Raw genomic sequence first — 18,695 nt, forward strand, 5'->3', positions numbered from 1 at the left:
TGTGTCTTCCCAGGGAAAACACAGCCAGTCTAGTGTGGCAAAAATTACTTACTTGGCTTTCTTCAGCAAAGGCAACAGGTATTTGCCGGTCACACTGTCAGGGTTGTTGGCGACTTCTTCTGGCGTGCCGGTGGCAATAATCCTGCCGCCGCCAGCGCCGCCTTCAGGCCCCAGGTCTATCAGCCAGTCTGCTGTCTTGATGACATCCAGGTTGTGTTCAATGATGACCACCGTGTTACCCTGGTCACGCAGCCTGTGGATGACCTTCAGCAGCAAGGCGATGTCGTGGAAATGCAGGCCCGTCGTCGGCTCATCCAGTATGTACAAGGTACGGCCAGTATCACGCTTGGATAATTCCAGCGACAGTTTTACACGTTGCGCTTCACCACCAGACAAGGTAGTGGCGCTTTGCCCCAGGCGTATATAGCCGAGGCCCACGTCCAGCAGGGTTTGCAGTTTGCGCGCGATGATGGGCACGACCTTGAAGAACTCATGGGCATCTTCCACCGTCATGCCCAGCACTTCATTGATGTTCTTGTCCTTGTATTTCACTTCCAGGGTTTCGCGGTTATAGCGTTTGCCGTGGCAGACATCGCAAGGCACATACACGTCTGGCAAGAAGTGCATCTCTACCTTGATCACGCCATCACCCTGACAGGCTTCGCAACGCCCGCCCTTGACGTTGAAAGAGAAACGGCCAGCACTGTAACCGCGTTCCTTTGCGGTCGGCACGGTAGCAAACAGATCACGTATCGGTGTGAACAGACCGGTATACGTCGCCGGGTTGGAGCGTGGGGTGCGACCTATCGGTGCCTGGTCGACAGAAATCACCTTGTCAAAATGTTCAAGGCCCGTGACATGGTCAAATGCCGCCGGTTCGGTTTGTGAGCCGTACAAATGACGCGCAGCGACATGGTAAAGCGTGTCATTGACCAGTGTGGATTTGCCTGATCCAGAAACCCCGGTCACACAGGTCAGCAAGCCCACCGGCAATTTCATCGATACTTTTTTGAGGTTGTTGCCACGTGCACCGGCGATCAGCAATTGCTTGGCAGGATCAGCCTTGGCGCGTTTTTTAGGGACGGCAATTTCCAGTGCGCCGCTCAGGTATTGCGCCGTCAATGAACGCTTATTGCTCATGATGTCTTCCAGCGTACCCTGGGCGATCACTTCACCACCATGCACACCGGCACCAATACCCATGTCGACGACAAAATCGGCACAGCGTATGGCATCTTCATCATGTTCAACCACCAGCACGCTATTGCCAATGTCGCGCAAATGCTTGAGTGTGTCGATCAGCCTGTCATTGTCACGCTGATGCAGGCCTATCGATGGTTCATCGAGTACATACATGACACCGGTCAGGCCAGAACCAATTTGTGATGCCAGGCGTATGCGCTGGGCTTCGCCGCCAGACAAAGTGTCTGCGCTGCGTTCCAGTGACAGATAGTCGAGGCCGACATTATTCAGGAAAGTCAGGCGTGCCGTGATTTCCTTGGTGATGCGGTCGGCGATATCGCGCTTCGAGCCTGTCAGTTTCAGGTGTTCAAAAAAGTGCAGGGTTTCGCGCAAGGGCATGGCACTGATATCGTAGATGGCTTTTTCCTGTTTGCCTGTCCCCACCTTCACATAGCGCGCCTCTATGCGCAGGCGTGCGCCTTCACATGAAGGACATTGTTTTTCATTGATGAATTTTGCCAGTTCTTCCTTGACTGCCATTGAATCGGTTTCGCGATAACGGCGTTGCAGGTTGGTAACCACGCCTTCAAAGCTGTGTTCCTTGATGACAGTGCGGCCTTTTTCATTGATATAGGTAAACGGCACCTGTTGTTTGCCCGAGCCATACAAAATGATTTGCTGGGCTGATTCAGGTAACTGCTCAAACGGTGCATCAATATCGAATTCGTAAAACGCTGCCAGGTTGGACAGCATCTGGAAATAAAACTGGTTGCGTCTGTCCCAGCCCTTGACTGCACCACTGGCGAGCGACAGGTTAGGGAAGGCGACGATGCGTTTCGGGTCGAAAAACTCTATATGTCCCAGGCCATCGCATTCGGGGCAGGCACCCATGGGGTTATTGAACGAGAACAGGCGTGGTTCCAGTTCCTGCAATGAATAACCGCAAGTCGGGCAGGCAAATTTGTTCGAGAACAATTGCTCATGAGCGCTGTCCATATCGACGATAAGGGCACGGCCATTGGCCAGGCGCAGGCAGGTTTCAAATGATTCCGCCAGGCGCTGCTTGATATCGGCCTTGACCTTGACGCGGTCGACAACGACATCAATGGTGTGCTTCTCGGTTTTCTTCAGCTTGGGCAGGTTGTCGACTTCATAGATTTTTGCGTCATGCGTGCCGCTTTGTACGCGAAAGCGGATAAAACCCTGCGCCTGCATCTGTTCAAACATATCCAGATGTTCGCCCTTGCGGTTGGCGACGACAGGTGCAAGTATCATCAGCTTGGTGTCGTCCGGCATGGCCAGCACGGCATCCACCATTTGTGAGACCGATTGTGCCGCCAAAGGGTTTTCCGGGTGATCAGGACAATACGGCGTGCCAACACGTGCATACAGCAAACGCAGGTAATCATGAATCTCGGTGACTGTACCCACGGTAGAGCGCGGATTATGCGACGTGGCCTTTTGTTCTATCGAAATTGCCGGTGACAGACCCTCGATCAGATCCACATCCGGTTTTTCCATCAATTGCAAAAACTGCCGCGCATAGGCGGACAAGGATTCAACATAACGCCTTTGCCCCTCGGCATACAGGGTATCAAACGCCAGTGATGACTTGCCTGAGCCTGACAGGCCGGTAATCACCACCAGCTTGTTGCGCGGCAAATCAAGATTGATATTTTTCAGGTTATGGGTGCGTGCACCGCGTACGCGTATCAACTCACGCTTCTGGGCAAGCTGAAGATCACCGCCATCGAATTCGATTTCGGCGGGTTTGGATGCTTTCGTGGCTTTTTTAGTACGTGTCGTCATGTTGTGTGCGCTGATTTTGAACTGAATTTTGGGCCGAATGTAAAGGATACAGGCGTGCAACCTGATACTATAACGGGTTTTTGAAAATTACCCCGGACTCGTGTTTGCTGTTGAATCTGCTTCAACTGATTTGACGAGTTTTTGAATATGACTATTGCAACATCTTCTCAGGCAAACAGCCTGTCTGAACAGAACGAGCGCGACCCGGCGGGCATGAGTCGTGATGAATTGCGTTCTGGTGCGTCGCTGGCATCCATCTTCGCCTTACGTATGTTGGGCCTGTTTCTGATTTTGCCAGTGTTTGCCATTCATGCAAAAACTTTGCCCGATGGCGACAACAGCAGTCTGGTCGGCCTGGCAATGGGCATTTACGGCCTGAGCCAGGCTTTCGGGCAGATACCATTTGGCATCGCGTCTGACAAATACGGGCGCAAGCGTATCATCGTCATTGGCCTCATTCTGTTCGCGATCGGTGCTTTTGTTGCTGCTGGTGCAACAACGGTAGTCGGCGTCATCATAGGCCGTGCGATACAGGGGGCAGGTGCAATTTCTGCCGCCATCACCGCTTTGATCGCCGATTCCACCAGAGAAGAGCACCGCACCAAGGCCATGGCCATGGTGGGTGGCTCAATTGGCCTGACGTTTGCTTTTTCGCTGGTGGCCGCGCCGCTGCTGTATCAAAGCATAGGCATGGGCGGCATTTTTGCCATGACCGGTATATTGTCGCTGTTGGCAATTGTTGTTGTCTTGTTTGTCACCCCTGATGCACCCGCAGCCAGGCATGCACCGGTAGCCTTGTCCGTCATCCTGAAAAACCGCGAACTGATGCGCCTGAACTATGGCGTGTTTGCCCTGCACCTGACGCAGATGGCGATGTTCGTCGTCGTGCCAGCCGCTTTGGTGCAATATGCCGATTTGCCCGTCACCGCCCACTGGAAAGTCTACTTGCCCGTCATGTTTGCCTCTTTTATCGCCATGCTGCCGGCAATTTTCATCGGTGAAAAATATGGCAAGATGAAACAGGTCTTTGTGGGGGCCATTTCTTTATTGCTGGTCGTTGAAATTGGTTTCTGGCAATACTTGCAATCCCCAGCCATGCTGGTAGGCTTGCTGTTTGCTTTTTTCATTGCCTTTAATATTCTCGAAGCATGTCAGCCCTCACTGGTGTCACGCATCGCCCCACCAGCCGCCAAAGGCGCGGCGCTGGGTGTTTATAACACCTTGCAGGCGGTAGGTTTGTTTTGTGGTGGAGCCATCGGTGGCTGGTTAAAACAGGCCTTGAATCCATCTTCAGTTTTTGTCTTAAGTGCCTTGTTAACAGCAGTGTGGCTTATAATCGCTATCAACATGCCGGACGTGGCGAAACGCAGCAAGAAAGCGTCGCCGGTTCAGGCTTAAATCAATTTGTATCAGGAAAATCAGGAGAAACTACATGGCATCAGTGAATAAAGTAATCATCGTCGGCAATCTGGGGCGCGACCCCGAAACACGTTACATGCCCAGTGGTGATGCCATGACCAGCATTACTGTGGCGACCACCGACAGCTGGAAAGACAAGGCCACCGGCGAAAAGAAAGAGCAGACAGAATGGCACCGCATCACCTTCTTCGGCAAACTGGCAGAAATCGCCGGTCAGTACCTGAAAAAGGGTTCGCAAGTCTATGTCGAGGGTAGCCTGCGCACACGTAAATACACCGACAAGGATGGCGTGGAGAAATACGCTACCGACATCAAGGCCGACAGCATGCAAATGCTGGGCAGCCGCCAGGGCATGGGCGGCGGGGCACCGATGGATGAAGGTTACGGCGGTGGCGGTGGAGGCGGCGCACCAGCACCACGCCCACAGGCAGCCCCACAGCAACGCCAGGCACCAGCTTCCCGCCCGGCACCTAATTTCTCGGATATGGATGATGATATTCCGTTTTGATCCCAAGTTTATTTAGAATGTAAAAAAACCCACTTTCTCTATGAGGAGTGGGTTTTTTGTTACTTGTGTTCGTGTTGTTAGCTGATCCCTTCAAGGCCAGGATCAAGTCACTCTCTAAAAAGAAATTACTTCTGTTCTATACAGAGACGACGTTGCAGATGTTTTTTGACTGCGTCGAAATACCACGCGCGCTCATCAATTTCAATTGCACCCCGTAAATTGGAATGGAGTTCAATATTTACTTTGATATCGGCTGCTTCCAGCAATTTTTTAACTTCGCTTAAGACGCGAAATGTCCCTGTTAACCAAAAGTTGTTGTCGGGAGATGTCATGGAGATGACGTCCTGTAATCTGCATTCCAGTTTTTGCCTTAGATTGATCAACGCGCTTTTGTCTTTTATGTCGAAGCCTGGGCGGAGGATGTAGGAATTTCCTTTGGCATTGATCAGATCATACTTATCCTCCAAATAATTTTGCAAACTCTGGGCGCTGCCTATGGTTTCCACTTCCCCTGTAAGAATATCAACCAAATGCGCATTGACGCCGACATAGCAATGTTCAATCAACCCACGGATGACAAAGTCGGCACTATTCGCACGAATGACCCAATAATCCTTGCGGGGTGAAAGCTCGCAAGACTGAATTACAAATTCATCTTCTCCATTGTTTTTTCTGCCTTGATGGCAACGGCGAAGAATGATTGCCTGAGCGTCTTCTGCTGTAATCATACATTGATGAAAATAATGATCTGTGGGGCGATTGGTTTGAATCGTTTTACATCCTTAAACCATTTCGGCGCTTTTGCATCGATCAATAGTCTATCAGACACCGTGTCAGCCCTTGATTAAGCCTTGATCAGGAAAGAAGCAATCCATCCAGCGAATCGCAGTGTTGCTAAAAACAACAGGGCGCCGCCAAAGACTCTATAGTGGTGAGTAGTATAATCAGGGGAACATTTTTCCCTCGACCCACTGCGATGACCTACGTTATTCATATTTGGGAGCATGCTGCCCCCGACACCTTGAAGACTGCCCTGGCGCTGCATGAACACCTGAGCGCTACGCTGGCACCACCCAATACCAAGTTCGCTGAATTGGCAAATGCATTGATCCAGCGATTTCCAGTCGAAGTCGGCGGTGCCGAGGGTAGCACGGTAGATTCACGCGGCGAGCCGGGTGCCTGGGTTGAGTTCCGGCCAGATGGCATCACTGACACTGCCGTCTATAGCATGGCTGTCTACCAAGATGGTGTTGACGTGCTCTTGCCTGTGCTGATCGATACCGCGATGGCATTGGGGTTGACTGTCTACGATGATCAGGCGGGGCAGGTCTTTCTGCCTGATGGCGGTGTGCTCGGTAGTGAGGGGCGTAGCGAGCGTAGTGCAGTCGCCCCGCAGGTAGCGGTGTTTGAGTCGCTTTCGCCGACCATTGCCAAGGCCGCGCTCAAGACTATCGTTGCGGCGCAGCTCAAGCCTCTGGGGTTTCGTTACAAGGTCGAACATGGTGGCGTCAGTTTCCGGCGTAAAACACCGGCAGGCGAGCAGATACTTCACATCATATTGCGTCAGACCTCTGGGATACATCTCAGTCTGGGGGCTGTGCTGGAGCTGGATCTACCGGCGGAATTGGCCCAAATCGTTGCACCACAGACGTCAGTTTCTTTGCTGTTAGGGCCTTGTACAGCCATGCAGCAATTCGCTATTCCTGTACCTGGATTCGATCCTTGGCCTACGTGCGAGCTCTTCTACCCGCAGGACTTGCAACAATGGTGCCAGTTGTACGTCGACATGCTAGACGTGGAATTACTGCCGCTACTGGACGCCTGCAAAATGGCTTCAGGTTTGCTGGACTGTGACGACCACGCCGAAGCTTATCCCGTGCGACTCATGCCGAGCCTGGCTACTCTGGCTTTGGCCAAGTATATTGGTGCGCCCGATTGGCCAGGCCGGGTAGAGCGGTATCGGGACCGCATGGCGCAACCGCATCGGTTACCCAGCCCATGGAAGGAACCCGTGATCGCCGCCTTGAGTGTATTGCCTGATGGACCTGACAGCTATGAAGTGTCGACATGAGTATCGGGAGTTTCATTCGCCAGACTGTAGACGCGTTCTAACGACTTGGGCTACGCAGGATAGCCCATTGCCTGCTGTTGGTAAGCGACCAGTTGACACGGCTTGGTAACGCCAACGGAATGAGATCAATGGCGAGATGGACTCATCAATATAAGCAGGATTGCGTGTCCAGCCAGGCTTGGGTCTTCATCGCAAAAAGCGGCTTCTCAGTACGTTATCGTACAATTCACAAGCTTGTCCGACGCTATAGTCGCATTCTTTGTAAGCTGCAACAGTTTTTGGATGATAATGCGGCAATGCGGCGTTGTTTGGTTTAAGGCGCCGCCGAGCTACGATACCCATGTATTATTCGTTGTAGAACATACGATTGATGCGCGCTAGCCAATACAAAGTTGTTGTACCGTGGAATGAGCCAATGTCCAGCAGAAACCTCCCTGATGATAAAAAACTGATTGATCTACAACGCTTCCAGTTGCTGGTTAATGCAATCACTGACTACGCAATCTATATGCTGGACACTGATGGTCGCGTAGTGAGCTGGAACGCAGGGGCACAGAAATTCAAGGGCTATACTTCAGAAGAAATCATCGGCCAACATTTTTCCCAATTCCTGACGCCAGAAGACCAGAAAGCCGGTATTCCTGCTCTCGCACTTCAGACTGCTGAAACAGAGGGGCGTTATGAGACCGAGGGCTGGCGTGTGCGCAAAGATGGCTCCTATTTCTGGGCAAATGTCATCATAGACGCTATCCGGGAAAATGGTCGATTACTGGGTTTCGCAAAAATTACCAGGGACATTACTGACCGCAGGAAAGCGGAAGAGGCATTGCGCCTGAGCGAGCAACAGTTCCGTTTGCTGGTGCAAGGGGTGACTGACTATGCGATCTACATGCTGGACAAAGAAGGTAATGTCAGTAACTGGAATGCCGGTGCCCAGCGTATCAAGGGTTATCGGCAGGAGGAGGTTGTTGGTACGCATTTTTCCCGTTTCTATACCGATGAAGATCAGCAAGACGGGGTACCGCAACGCGCGTTATTGACAGCCAGGACTGAAGGTCGTTTTGAACAGGAAGGCTGGCGCGTGAGGAACGATGGAAGTAAATTCCGGGCGCATGTCGTGATCGATCCTATTTACAATGCAATCAATGAATTTGTCGGTTATGCAAAGGTGACCAGGGATATTACCGAAAAATATAAAGCGGCAATTGCGCTCAAGCAGACCGAGCAAGCCTTGCAACAGGCGCAGAAGATGGAAACAATAGGGAAATTGACTGGCGGGATAGCCCATGATTTCAATAATTTGTTACAGATAATTTCAGGTAATCTTCAATTACTCTCTGCTGAGATTGCGGGTAACCAGCGTGCAGAAAAGCGTGTTACCAATGCACTGGCTGGTGTGCGGCGCGGGGCGAAGCTGGCCAGTTATTTATTGTCATTTGGAAGGCGCCAGGCGCTTGATCCCAAAGTCGTCAATATTGGTCGTTTTGTGCTTGAGATGGAGGATATGCTACAGCGCAGCCTGGGCGAGACTATCGAGGTCGAAACCATTCTGGCTGACGATTTGTGGAATACCTTTGTCGATGTCGCTCAAGTCGAAAACGCTTTACTTAATCTTGCAGTCAATGCGCGCGATGCCATGGATTCAGTCGGCAAGCTCACCATAGAAATAAGCAATGCTGTGCTGGATGAAAATTACGCACGCGCTCATGTAGAAGTCAATGCAGGTGAATATGTCATGCTGGCAGTGTCTGATGTTGGTTCAGGCATGCCGTCAGAAGTTGTAGCGCAGGCATTTGAACCTTTCTTCTCAACCAAACCCGAAGGCAAGGGCACTGGTTTGGGTTTGTCTATGGTGTATGGCTTTGTCAAGCAGTCAGGTGGCCATGCCAATATATATAGCGAACCGGGATACGGTACCACGGTGAAACTCTATTTCCCTCGTTCAACAGAACTCGAAAATTGCGTCGTAATACAGACTGTGGAGAACATTGTTGGAGGGACTGAAACTATTCTGGTCGCAGAAGATGATGAGCAGGTTCGTCATACCGCAATTGAAATGCTGACGGCCCTGGGATATAAAGTATTACATGCTGACGATGCGCAGAGCGCACTCGCCATCATTGAGGCTGGTGTCAAGATTGATTTATTGTTTACTGACGTCGTCATGCCCGGGCCGTTGCGAAGCCCTGAACTGGCACGCAAAGCGCGCGAATTGTTGCCGGACTTGGCAGTATTGTTTACTTCCGGTTATACGCAAAATGCCATCGTACATGGAGGGCGCCTGGACGCAGGTGTCGAATTGCTGGGCAAGCCATATAGCCGCGAAGCGCTGGCACGTAAGATCAGGTCGGTGATCACAAATAGTATTCAGCGTTAAATGTAATCGAATTTGTGGTTACGTTACCGTTTATTTTTATGCTGCCACAAAAATTTTTTGATCATCTTACGCCACAGAACGTTAAGCCAGATTAATAAAAATGGACTTACGATAACACTCGTCGTCATCACACAGGTGCTTGCATGTTCAGCGCAATTTGTAGGAATTGACTTACGCCATTTTGGGAGTGTACTGCTACGGTTTTGCACTATTTACATTTACGATTCTGATTATGTGTTTTTGATACAAAGTTTAAAAAATAAAAAGAGCTGCGAAAATATTTAAACGCAAAATTGCAGTTTGGAAGACTTGACTGAGTAGTCCATAAAAATAATGAAACAGCTGCGATGGAGCAAGCAGGTGTACATGATCCGCATGTACCTGTGCACTGTAGACTTTGTACTGTAGAAGCAGGCTGTTTTTAGCATAGATAGATAATAATGAAAAATCCAATTCCCGACGAAAGACAAGAGACTGACATCACCAGCAAAGACAACAGGGGAGAAGGTGGGCGCTTGCGTATTTTGGTGGTTGAAGATAATCAGGATTTGCTGGAAATGCTGTGCGAAATGCTGGATTTGATAGGTCACTCCCCCACCCCTGCTGCAAGCGGGGAAATGGCTTTGGAGCTACTTCTGCAAGAACGCTTTGACGTTCTGTTGACGGATATCAATTTACCCAAAATGTCCGGGATCGCATTGGGAAAGCAAGCCGCACGAGATGCACCTGATATGCATATTATTTTTTCATCCGGTCATGGCCCCCATATCCAAACTTATGTCAATTTCCCCTGCCATATGTTAGTCAAGCCATATGAGCTGAGTCAGATAAAAAATTTGCTTGATGGATTTTCAGCGCAGTAATATCAAGGAAAGCACTTGTCATTTATGACGCATATTTGCGCTTAGTTCAATTGCAGAGAAATCCGCCCCCGTGCAAAATTGACTGTGTGTGCCGGGATCAGATGACTATGAAAATATTTATTTCAGACCAGTGCAGCTCTTCAGCTTCACGCGAAGAATTAAAGGCGATTACAAAGGGGATTATGTAAGGAGTGCGAAGGGTTTGCAAATTCTGCTAAGCCTGTGGCAGTTACTAAGTACTGCCAAGTGTCGCCGGGTTTGTCTCACGCAACTTGTAAACTCTCGATAGTTAGCAGGAGTTGCTGGAGTTTCAAAGGCTTTACAAAGTGGGAGTCAAAGCCAGCTTCCGCTGTCAGTATATGATCTTCTCTGAGCCCGTAACCAGTCAATGCGATTAAATACATGCCGCTGGTGTGCTTATCACTACGTAAGCGCCGAGCCACTTCATAGCCGTTCATACCCGGTAAGCCAATATCGATCAGGGCAATACTAGGCTTCTCATCCTTTGCAAGGATGATGCCTTCAACACCCGTTGCCGCTTCAAGAACTTCAAAGCCTTGCGCTTTCAGTAACTGAGCGGTCATTTCACGGGCATCTTCATTATCTTCAATGAGCAGGAGCTTTCTGCCGGTCTCCAGTCTTCGGATTTCGTTATGTTCGGTTGAGGGTTTGCTCTGTAAAGCCTGGGGCAATATGATGGAAAAAGTGCTGCCAAGATTTTCACCTTCGCTATGGGCTAGTATGTCACCCCCATGCAATTCGACCAGTTGTTTTACCAAAGCCAGACCTATGCCAAGACCGCCTTTGGCACGATCCAGAGAATGTTCGCCCTGGACAAACACATTAAAAATACGTGGTAGTAAATCTTTTGCAATACCTATTCCAGAATCAGTGATCAACAGGCTCACTTTGCCGTCTGAATGTGTATTTCTGATAGTGATGGTTCCGCCAATGGGGGTGTATTTTACGGCGTTGTCCAGCAAGTTAGTAATGATTTGTTCTGCGCGAGTTGGGTCTGCTTCTATCCAGGTTTCGATAGGGTCAATATGCCATTGATAACTGTCGACCGGTCTGCTGGCTCTGAGGCTGTCCAGGCAGGAAATGATAACTTCCCCAAGGTTGACAGCCATCTTGTCGAGTACGATTTTTCCAGACATGACTCTCCCCAAGTCCAGCAAATCATCGACGATATGTGTCAAATGCTGAGATTGCCTTGAGAGGATTTTCTTTGCGCGCTCTACACTGTCTGCTTTAGCGCCCGGGAATCCAATGATGGATGCTGCGCTGGTGATGGCGCTTAAAGGATTACGCAACTCATGACCCAGCATCGCCAGGAATTTATCTTTCGCTTCATTTTGTTCAACGGCTATTTTTCGTTCTTTTATTTCGCGCTGAAGTTTTTCATTTGCAGTCTGCAAGTCGATTGTACGCAGACCGAGAGCCTCTGTTTGCGCTTTCAATTCCAGATTTTTTTTTGCAAGCGTAACAAACACAGCCACTTTGGCTTGCAGAACCTGGGGAATGATGGGCGTGAAAAGATAATCAACCGCACCTTGCTGATACGCCTTTAATTTATTCAGATCGTCGGCCAGGAAGGCTGTAATGAAAATAATCGGTATGGAAGACGAACGGGCACGCTTATGTATCGCCTCGGCAGTTTCGAATCCATCCATGCCCGGCATGTTGACATCGAGAAGTATCACGGCAAAGTCATCTTGTAGTACATGACGCAGCGCATCCTCGCCAGATTTAGCGGTTACCACTGAACATTCGTTTTCATCTGCCCAGGTCGTGAGCAACCCACTTAAGGCAAACAAGCTCGCCGTATCGTCGTTGACCACCAGAATCTTGGGTTTATATTTTGCTTGCACTGGTTTCCTCGCCTGTACCGTTTCCAGTTGGAGACATTTTTATTATTATACAAATATTGAATTGTCACAAATCTTTAAATTTGAAGTAAATTATGGCACCGTATCCTATTTGACGGGAAGGAAATGCTTGAATATCGCTGAAAAGTTGTTTGCAGGGTTTTAAGCTGCCTTCACTCTTATTGCACTGCTAAATTGATGCGGCCTGATGGCATCAGAGCACTTCAAGTCAAACTTTTTGCAAAAAAAGCGAGACAATGTTTTTTTGCAACATATGCTATCAATCACATCGCTTAAAGGGCCAGAATGAACACGCTCACTGACATCTCGGAAACACTTGATCCCAAGCTCTTGCTCGCTGCACTGACGGCGCTCAAGAAGGGTGATTTTTCGGTAAAAATGCCATCTGACTTGACTGGCCTTAACGGCAAGATCGCCGATACCTTAAACGAGATCATCGAAAATAGTTCACATATGACGCAGGGCATCCTGAATGTCAGTCAACTGGTCGGGAAGGAAGGGCGCTTGCTGCAGCGCGCTTCTTTTGTGCGGGCTGAAGGTGACTGGGGAACCATCGTCAATTCCGTCAACTCCCTGATCGACGATTTGGTACGACCCACGACTGAGATGGCAAGGGTGATTGGTGCTGTGGCAAAAGGTGATCTTTCTCAAAGCATGGCGCTGGAAGTGGATGGCCGTGCGCTGCAAGGGCAATTTTTGAGCGCGGCAACTACCGCGAATACGATGGTGAGTCAGCTTAGCTCTTTTGCATCAGAAGTAACCCGCGTGGCACGTGAAGTCGGTACTGAGGGTAAACTCGGTGGCCAGGCGAATGTGCCTAGCGTGGCAGGGATCTGGAAAGATCTGACCGACTCAGTTAACTCCATGGCCGGTAACCTGACATCTCAGGTGCGCAATATTGCCGAAGTGACTACAGCGGTGGCAAACGGTGACTTGTCCAAGAAAATCACGGTTGACGTGCGTGGCGAAATCCTGCAACTGAAAGACACAATCAACACCATGGTGGACCAGTTGCGCTCTTTTGCGTCAGAGGTAACGCGGGTGGCGCGTGAAGTGGGTACCGAAGGTAAACTGGGTGGGCAGGCTTATGTGCCGGGTGTAGGTGGTACCTGGAAAGATTTGACTGATAACGTCAATTTCATGGCGTCCAACCTCACGGGTCAGGTGCGTAACATCGCTGAAGTAACAACTGCGGTGGCAAATGGTGACTTGTCCAAGAAAATCGCGGCAGATGCCAAAGGCGAGATTTTGCAATTGAAAGACACCATTAACGTCATGGTAGACCAATTGAGCTCGTTTGCCTCAGAGGTAACGCGGGTGGCAAGAGAGGTTGGTACCGAAGGTAAATTGGGCGGACAGGCGCAGGTGAAGGGCGTAGGCGGCACCTGGAAAGACTTGACTGATTCAGTGAACTCCATGGCGGGTAACCTGACAGGACAGGTACGTAATATCGCCGAAGTGACGACAGCGGTGGCAAATGGTGACTTGTCAAAGAAAATTACGGTAGATGTGAAAGGCGAAATTCTGGAACTGAAAAACACTATCAACGTGATGGTGGATCAATTGAACTCATTTGCATCTGAAGTAACCCGGGTTGCCCGTGAGGTCGGTACCGAGGGCAAGCTGGGCGGACAGGCAAATGTACCTGGTGTAGCAGGTACCTGGAAAGATCTGACTGACTCGGTCAACTCCATGGCAGGTAATTTGACGGGGCAGGTAAGAAATATTGCTGATGTGACGACAGCGGTGGCGAACGGTGACTTGTCGAAGAAAATTACGGCCGACGCCAAGGGTGAGATTCTGGAACTGAAAAACACCATCAACGTCATGGTGGATCAGCTCAGCTCGTTCGCGTCCGAAGTAACACGTGTCGCACGTGAGGTCGGTACCGAGGGGGAACTGGGAGGGCAGGCGAATGTACCTGGTGTAGCAGGTACCTGGAAAGATCTGACTGACTCGGTCAACTCCATGGCAGGTAATTTGACGGGGCAGGTAAGGAATATTGCTGATGTGACGACAGCGGTGGCGAACGGTGACTTGTCGAAGAAAATTACGGCCGATGCCAAGGGTGAGATTCTGGAACTGAAAAACACCATCAATGTCATGGTGGATCAGCTCAGCTCGTTCGCGTCTGAAGTGACACGTGTTGCACGTGAGGTCGGTACTGAAGGTGTGCTGGGCGGCCAGGCGAATGTGCCCGGTGTCGCCGGCACGTGGAAGGATTTGACAGATAACGTCAACTTCATGGCCTCCAACTTGACAGGGCAGGTGCGTAACATCGCGGATGTGACGACAGCGGTGGCGAAAGGCGATTTGTCGAAAAAAATCACGGTCGACGTCAAGGGCGAGATTCTGGAATTAAAGAACACCATCAATGTCATGGTGGATCAGCTCAGCTCGTTTGCGTCTGAAGTAACCCGGGTGGCTCGTGAAGTGGGCACTGAAGGCAAGCTCGGCGGCCAGGCGTTTGTGAAAGGGGTGGGGGGTACCTGGAAAGATTTGACTGATAACGTCAACTTCATGGCATCCAATCTGACCGGCCAGGTGCGTAACATCGCTGAGGTAACGACAGCGGTGGCGAACGGTGACTTGTCCAAGAAAATCACGGCTGACGTCAAGGGCGAAATCCTGCAATTGAAAAACACCATCAACGTCATGGTGGATCAGCTCAGCTCGTTCGCCTCTGAAGTGACACGTGTTGCGCGTGAGGTCGGTACCGAAGGCAAGCTCGGCGGTCAGGCCAACGTGCCTGGTGTTGCCGGAACCTGGAAGGATCTGACAGATTCTGTGAATTCGATGGCGGGTAACCTTACTTCGCAGGTGCGTAATATTGCCGATGTGACGACTGCGGTGGCGAATGGTGACTTGTCGAAGAAAATTACGGTGGACGTACGGGGTGAGATTTTGCAGTTGAAAGACACCATCAACACCATGGTGGATCAACTCAATTCCTTTGCCTCTGAAGTGACGCGGGTGGCCCGTGAAGTGGGTACTGAGGGACGTCTGGGCGGCCAGGCGAATGTGCCCGGCGCCTCTGGTACATGGAAAGATTTGACGGATAACGTCAACTTCATGGCCTCCAACCTGACGGGGCAGGTACGTAATATCGCCGATGTGACGACCGCAGTGGCGAATGGTGATTTGTCCAAGAAAATCACCGTGGACGTCAAAGGCGAGATTCTGGAATTAAAAGACACCATCAACGTCATGGTGGATCAGCTCAGCTCATTTGCATCAGAAGTGACGCGCGTGGCACGTGAAGTGGGTACCGAAGGCAAACTCGGTGGGCAGGCGCAAGTAAAGGGTGTTGGCGGTACCTGGAAAGATTTGACAGAAAACGTTAACTTCATGGCGGCCAATCTTACAGCGCAGGTGCGCGGTATTGCCGGTGTGGTAACCGCTGTGGCCAACGGTGATCTTAAAAAGAAACTGACTGTGGCTGCGCAGGGAGAAATTGCATCGCTGGCCAATACCATCAACGAAATGACGGACACGCTTGCCGTGTTTGCGGACCAGGTAACAACCGTCGCACGTGAGGTCGGTGTCGAAGGTAAGCTCGGCGGCCAGGCCAGTGTGCCGGGTGCATCAGGCACGTGGAAAGATTTGACTGAAAACGTCAACCAGCTTGCTGCCAACCTGAGTACGCAGGTACGTGCGATTGCAGAAGTGGCAACCGCGGTGACACGGGGTGACTTGTCCCGTTCTATTCAGGTCAAGGCACGTGGCGAGGTATCAGATCTCAAGGACAATATCAATGAGATGATCCGTAACCTGAAAGAAACGACACAAAAGAATGCTGAACAGGATTGGCTCAAGACCAATCTTGCGCGGTTTACCCGTTTGTTGCAAGGCCAGCGTGATCTGAGTACGGTGACCAAGCTGATCCTGTCTGAACTGGCACCACTGGTATCTGCCCATCATGGGGTGTTTTACATGATGGACTCGAATAACGATGCATCCTTGCTGGAAATGATTGCCAGCTATGGTTATCGTTCCAGCAGCAAATTGCCGACTTCCTTCTTGCCGGGCGAGGGCCTGGTGGGACAGTGCGCATTGGAGAAAAGCCGGGTGTGGCTGACCAATGTGCCGCGTGACTATATCAAGGTGTCTTCTGGCCTGGGCTCTGCGCCGCCTACCAATATCGTGGTCTTGCCTATCCTGTTTGAACAGCAGGTCAAGGCAGTCATTGAAATTGCCTCGCTCGATAAATTCACGCAAACGCATATGGGTTTTCTGGATCAGTTGATGGAATCCATCGGTGTCGTTTTACATACCATTGAAGCGAATAGCCGTACCGAAAGTCTGTTGACCCAGTCCCAGTCACTGGCGCAGAAACTGCAACAAACGAATCAGGAACTGGCCGAAAAAGCCAGTCTCTTGTCTGACCAGAATATCGAGGTGGAACGTAAAAACCGCGAGGTGGAGCAAGCCAAACTGGCACTGGAAGAAAAGGCGACGCAACTGGCCTTGTCATCCAAATACAAATCCGAATTCCTTGCCAATATGTCGCATGAATTGCGTACACCATTGAATAGCTTGCTGATTCTGGCCCAGCAATTAAGCGATAACCCTCAAGGGAATTTGTCAAATAGTCAGGTCGAATATGCCAAGACTATCTTCGGTTCCGGTAGTGATTTGCTGACACTGATTAACGATATCTTGGATTTGTCGAAGATAGAATCTGGTACCGTCACGCTGGAACTCAGCGAATCACGCCTGTCGATACTGGCGTCTTATGTGGAGCGTACTTTCCGCCATATGGCAGAAGCCAAGAATATCAATTTCTCGATTACTCTTGATCAGGGTTTGCCTGCTGCGATCAAAACCGACACAACACGTTTACAGCAGATTCTTAAAAACCTGCTGTCGAATGCCTTTAAATTTACTTCACATGGGGAAGTGCGTCTGAGTATCGGTGTCGTGCAGTCCGGCTGGACGCCTGACCTGCCACAGTTAAGTCACGCTGATGCTGTGCTGGCATTTTCGGTCGCCGACACGGGTGTCGGTATCGCCAGTGACAAGCTGCAATTGATTTTTGAGGCATTCCAGCAGGCAGACGGTAGTACTGCGCGTAAATATGGTGGTACAGGACTGGGACTTTCCATTAGCCGTGAACTGGCGCGCTTGTTGGGTGGGGAAATTCGCGTGACCAGTATCGTCGGTAGTGGCAGTACGTTTACGCTGTTCTTGCCATATAGCGGCGGTGGATTGATCAGCCAGATGTCACAACAAACACTGGTGCCGGCATCGCCTACACTTACCCATGTGCTGGAGCGCCGCACGGATATTCTCGATGGATTAACGCGGCCAGTACCTCGTGAAGCCGCTACCATGAGCCTGAATTACGCTGAAGGTGAGGCCGCATTTGATGACAGGAACATGATTGCCAGCGGAGACCCCGCCTTGCTGATTGTCGAAGATGACGCCCGTTTTTCCACAATCTTGCTCGCCTTCGCGAGGGAAAAAGGTTTCAAGGGTATCATCAGTCAAAGCGGTGATGCTGCGCTTACGCTGGCACGTGACTACTGCCCTACCGCTATCCTGCTGGATATAGATTTGCCAGACTGCGATGGTTTTACCGTGCTGGACCGCCTGAAACGTGACCCTGGTACACGGCATATCCCGGTGCATATCATGTCCAACTCGAATGAGCGTGAACGTGGTTTGCAACACGGTGCAATTTCGTATCTGACCAAGCCAATCAAGCGTGAGAGACTGGAAGAAGAATTCAACCGTATTCAGCAGTTCCTTATCAGAGGCAAGCGCAGTTTACTGGTCGTGGAAGATGAAGACTTGCAACGGGCCCGTATCGTGGAATTGATAGGTGAGCATGATGTACAGATCACTGCCGTAGACAGTGGTCAGAAAGCCTTGGAAGCACTGAGGAACACGCATTTTGACTGCATGGTACTGGACTTGACCTTGCCTGACATTGATGGTTTTGAATTGCTGGAAATGATCAGCAAGGATAAGAAACTCCGGGACTTGCCAGTCATTATCTATACGGCCAAAGAATTGTCACGCAAGGAAGTCACCAAGATACGCAAAGTGGCAAAAACCATCGTTGTCAAAGATGCGCGTTCACCAGAACGCCTGCTGGATGAAACAGCGCTTTTCCTGCATCGCTCACCAGCCGACTTACCCGAATTGCAAAGACGCATGCTGGAAGATATGCATGCATCTGATGGCACTTTGGCTGGGCGTAAAGTACTTGTCGTCGATGATGACTTACGTAACATTTTTGCCCTGACTACCGTATTGGAAAGGCAGGACATGAAGGTCGTCTTTGCAGAAAATGGCAGGGACGGCATAAAACTGCTGGAACAGGATCCAGGTATCGAGATCGTGCTGATGGATATCATGATGCCGGAGATGGACGGTTACGACACCATGCGCGCCATCAGAAAAATACCCAAGTTCAAGAGCATGCCCATTATCACCCTGACTGCCAAGGCCATGAAAGGTGACAGGGACAAATGCTTTGAGGCAGGTGCGTCGGATTATATTACCAAGCCTGTAGATAGCGCGCAGTTACTCTCCCTCATGCGCGTCTGGCTGACGGAATAAACATACCGTG

General features: G+C 50.4%; 9 protein-coding genes. 6 read left to right on the top strand and 3 right to left on the bottom strand.

Annotation, left to right across the window (positions count from 1 at the left end; genetic code table 11):
• Positions 1-48 precede the first annotated feature (48 nt).
• Positions 49-2,991: an excinuclease ABC subunit UvrA gene (uvrA, locus tag ACO0LH_RS14455; protein ID WP_422941805.1), complete on the bottom strand. Its 2,943-nt coding sequence runs from the start codon at positions 2,989-2,991 to the stop codon at positions 49-51.
• Between the two features lie 213 nt (positions 2,992-3,204).
• Here uvrA and ACO0LH_RS14460 point away from each other — a divergent pair, with 213 nt between their 5' ends.
• Entirely contained in the window at positions 3,205-4,389 is a 1,185-nt protein-coding gene (locus ACO0LH_RS14460) for an MFS transporter (protein ID WP_422941956.1), read from the top strand.
• 34 nt (positions 4,390-4,423) lie between these two features.
• Positions 4,424-4,918 (top strand): single-stranded DNA-binding protein, encoded by a 495-nt coding sequence (gene ssb, locus ACO0LH_RS14465; RefSeq protein ID WP_422941806.1) that lies wholly within the window; start codon positions 4,424-4,426, stop codon positions 4,916-4,918.
• A gap of 125 nt (positions 4,919-5,043) precedes the next feature.
• On the opposite strand, the gene ACO0LH_RS14470 is transcribed toward ssb, so the two are convergent.
• Complete coding sequence (locus ACO0LH_RS14470; protein ID WP_422941807.1) at positions 5,044-5,646, bottom strand: hypothetical protein; 603 nt, start codon at positions 5,644-5,646, stop codon at positions 5,044-5,046.
• A gap of 248 nt (positions 5,647-5,894) precedes the next feature.
• Between ACO0LH_RS14470 and ACO0LH_RS14475 the strand changes: the two genes are divergently transcribed.
• The 3 genes from ACO0LH_RS14475 (at position 5,895) to ACO0LH_RS14485 (ending at position 10,229) form a co-directional block, all read left to right on the top strand.
• Entirely contained in the window at positions 5,895-6,989 is a 1,095-nt protein-coding gene (locus ACO0LH_RS14475) for a hypothetical protein (RefSeq protein ID WP_422941808.1), read from the top strand.
• A 415-nt stretch (positions 6,990-7,404) separates the two neighbouring features.
• A complete protein-coding gene (locus tag ACO0LH_RS14480; protein ID WP_422941809.1) occupies positions 7,405-9,366 on the top strand; it encodes a PAS domain S-box protein in 1,962 nt (653 codons plus the stop codon).
• Between the two features lie 440 nt (positions 9,367-9,806).
• Positions 9,807-10,229, top strand: a complete 423-nt coding sequence (locus tag ACO0LH_RS14485; protein WP_422941810.1) for a response regulator — start codon at positions 9,807-9,809, stop codon at positions 10,227-10,229.
• Between the two features lie 263 nt (positions 10,230-10,492).
• Here ACO0LH_RS14485 and ACO0LH_RS14490 read toward each other — a convergent pair whose 3' ends face one another.
• Positions 10,493-12,100 carry a response regulator gene (locus ACO0LH_RS14490; protein ID WP_422941811.1) on the bottom strand — a complete coding sequence of 536 codons (1,608 nt, stop codon included), beginning with the start codon at positions 12,098-12,100 and terminating at the stop codon, positions 10,493-10,495.
• Positions 12,101-12,403: 303 nt separating this feature from the next.
• On the opposite strand from ACO0LH_RS14490, the gene ACO0LH_RS14495 reads away from it, so the two are divergent.
• Positions 12,404-18,685, top strand: a complete 6,282-nt coding sequence (locus tag ACO0LH_RS14495) for a HAMP domain-containing protein (protein WP_422941812.1) — start codon at positions 12,404-12,406, stop codon at positions 18,683-18,685.
• The last annotated feature ends 10 nt before the right edge of the window (positions 18,686-18,695 follow it).

The sequence above is a fragment of the Undibacterium sp. TJN19 genome (assembly GCF_049339485.1).
Classification (GTDB): domain Bacteria; phylum Pseudomonadota; class Gammaproteobacteria; order Burkholderiales; family Burkholderiaceae_D; genus Undibacterium.

Bases quoted from the DNA above. Each gene is read 5' to 3' on its own strand.
- uvrA (WP_422941805.1), bottom strand. From the start codon at position 2,991: ATGACGACACGTACTAAAAAAGCCACGAAAGCATCCAAACCCGCCGAA.
- ACO0LH_RS14460 (WP_422941956.1), top strand. From the start codon at position 3,205: ATGAGTCGTGATGAATTGCGTTCTGGTGCGTCGCTGGCATCCATCTTC.
- ssb (WP_422941806.1), top strand. From the start codon at position 4,424: ATGGCATCAGTGAATAAAGTAATCATCGTCGGCAATCTGGGGCGCGAC.
- ACO0LH_RS14470 (WP_422941807.1), bottom strand. From the start codon at position 5,646: ATGATTACAGCAGAAGACGCTCAGGCAATCATTCTTCGCCGTTGCCAT.
- ACO0LH_RS14475 (WP_422941808.1), top strand. From the start codon at position 5,895: ATGACCTACGTTATTCATATTTGGGAGCATGCTGCCCCCGACACCTTG.
- ACO0LH_RS14480 (WP_422941809.1), top strand. From the start codon at position 7,405: ATGTCCAGCAGAAACCTCCCTGATGATAAAAAACTGATTGATCTACAA.
- ACO0LH_RS14485 (WP_422941810.1), top strand. From the start codon at position 9,807: ATGAAAAATCCAATTCCCGACGAAAGACAAGAGACTGACATCACCAGC.
- ACO0LH_RS14495 (WP_422941812.1), top strand. From the start codon at position 12,404: ATGAACACGCTCACTGACATCTCGGAAACACTTGATCCCAAGCTCTTG.